Below are 1,371 nucleotides of genomic sequence, written 5' to 3'. Positions count from 1 at the left end.
ACCTACTGGCCGGCGGCAGCTGGGCCGCCAGCACCCGCCACACCACCGAGGACGCCCCCGCGCCCGGTATCGGCTCCGTCGAAACCACGGAATATGGCCTCCCTTATTTGCGACGCTTCGCGGGCAGCACGGGCGTCCGGCTGGGCTTCGACCGCTACGCCCTCACGGCCCGCTACCGGCTCAGTCCGGCTTTCGCCAGCGGCTCCGCAGCCTGGCCCGAGCTGCCGCGCTGGGTGGTGGGGGTGGAAGTAGGCTTGTTTTGAAAACGGAAGGCCGCCGCGGCCGGCCATATCAGGGTTTTGCGCGGGCGCTTAAACCAAGGGCCGGCTTTTCTGCGTAGAATGCCCGTTGCGCAATCAGCCGGCGGCTTGCCCAAGCCGCCCGCAGCAGCAGCACTTTCTGAAATGGGCATATTCGCTCATTCTATTTCTCCCATACCTTCGCACGACCGGAGCCCGAGCGGCCCGCGTTTTAATTCCATATGAAAGCCCCCATTTTAAAAATATCGAGCCTGGCCCTGCTGGCCATCGGCTTCCAGCTTACTTCCTGCGTGAGCACTGAGCGTGAGGCCAGTACCTCGACCAAAGACCCGCGGGCTACTTACACGCCGCCGCCCGCCGGCAGCCGCACCCGCATCAACGGCAAAACGGTGCTCAACACGGTGCGGGCCACGCACGCTTTCTCCAACCCCGGCACCGACGATAATTTCGTGCTGCAGCTGCGCGGCGAGCGGGTACTCACCGGCCAAGCGCACCTCATCGTCACCAGCAGCACCGGCGATACCATTCGCCACGAAGTGATGCCCGCCCGCGCCCTGCTGACCCACGCCGATGCTGGCCTGGCCCGCTCGGCCAGCGTGCGCGACCAGGAAATTGCTATTCTGCAGGCCATGAACTCGTTTTTCACGCCCGCGCACTTCACGCAGCCTGCCGTGCCCGCCGGCACGGCCCAGCCAGCCGAGATGGACACCAAAACCTGGGTCACCCTGCGCGAAGACCCCACCGCCGTGGGCTTCGACTACACCGGGGCTGGCGGGGCCGAGCGCCGCATGGCCTATTCCCAGAAACTGGGCAAAGCCGTTGTTATCAGTCAGTAAATCACCCGTTGGCTTGGCCGGCAGCAGTTGCCGGTCAAGCCAATTCTTCTTTCCCCATCCATGAAATTCCTGCTTTCCTTCGCCGTCGTCCTCATCCTGATTCTGGCGTATTTCCGCCTGTTCCCATCCGCGCCCATCAACCCGGTATTGCCCGTTGAGCCCGGCCAGGAAGAAGTGAACGGCCACAATGCCGACGTACCCAAAGGCGCGGGGGCTATGGCCCCCGCCGCCGAGGGCGAAGAGGCCGCCGAAGCTGGTGCCGCCGCCGTGGCCCC

Annotated in this window: 3 protein-coding genes; all 3 read left to right on the top strand. The window is 65.0% G+C overall.

The features are described from left to right. On the top strand, positions 1-263 hold a 263-nt coding region (locus ACYVDE_RS22900; protein WP_460503844.1), incomplete at its 5' end, for a hypothetical protein. A gap of 218 nt (positions 264-481) precedes the next feature. After that, positions 482-1,096: a hypothetical protein gene (locus ACYVDE_RS22895; RefSeq protein ID WP_460503843.1), complete on the top strand. Its 615-nt coding sequence runs from the start codon at positions 482-484 to the stop codon at positions 1,094-1,096. 60 nt (positions 1,097-1,156) lie between these two features. Continuing rightward, positions 1,157-1,371 (top strand): hypothetical protein (locus ACYVDE_RS22890; RefSeq protein WP_460503842.1); only part of this gene is annotated, 215 nt, incomplete at its 3' end.

The sequence above is a fragment of the Hymenobacter agri genome (assembly GCF_054778495.1).
Note: the sequence above shows the minus strand (reverse complement) of the source record. Positions and strands in the feature narration are given on the sequence as shown.